Genomic DNA, 834 nt, shown 5'->3' with positions numbered 1-834 from the left:
CACTGTCTCCACGAAGGAATAAATTCGTTTCAGGGAACTTTTGGTTGTAGTGTTCAATTAATGGCTGAATAAACTCAACAATACCATTTGAAGTATATACATTTCCGGGACGAAGCTTCGCTTTAAGAAAGTCACCTGTAGCACCATCAAAAGCAACCAATGGATGAAAACCCATTGTTCCATAATGCGTATTGTAGGAAGAATCCTCTTGATTTCCATAAGTATCAGAATGGGTTGAATCCAAATCGATAAATAAAGCTTCGGACCCCCGAAATGAATGGATTTTATCAAGTAATTCTTGGTTTGCTTGATTTAAATGATCAATAGACTCTTTATCAAAACGTGTGTAAAAACGAGATAAACTCGGTTGTGAAGCGAGCGCTGGCGTTCCTATGATTTGGGTGAAAACTGGATCTTTCGTTAAATGATCAGCTGCATCATCCTCGGAATAGCCCGCAATCATTTGATAAATCTTTTGACGTAATAAGTTCTCGTTTGAATGGAGGTAATAGGCCCTAGAATCGTTTAACCTCAAATGGTTTTCTAGTGTTTTTGAAAATCCAATTTTCTCATCGAATTCCCTAAAAAGAAATTCACCAGTATCGGAGGACAGATCCCCTCCATCATTTGACAATTTAATTTTGCGATTGAAATCAAGGGTAATTTGCGGTAAAGTAGCCATTATAAGAATCCTTTCTGTGGTTATTTCGTCGTTGTTTTAACCTTATCAGAAATGGATTCTTTTTTCATTTATCAAGTGAATTAACATTTAACAAAAAAGCTTATTGGAATAACGATTGTAACCAATTAATGATTTTCTATGAATAATTCAGG

Annotated in this window: 1 protein-coding gene; it reads right to left on the bottom strand. The window is 35.5% G+C overall.

Annotated features, from left to right (window positions below):
- Positions 1–682 (bottom strand): IS1380 family transposase (locus ACWNMZ_RS25385; RefSeq protein WP_251628290.1); only part of this gene is annotated, 682 nt, incomplete at its 3' end.
- Positions 683–834: the final 152 nt, after the last annotated feature.

Source organism: Niallia sp. Marseille-Q9988 (genome assembly GCF_976954375.1).
This window is presented reverse-complemented; position numbering and strand designations above follow the sequence as displayed.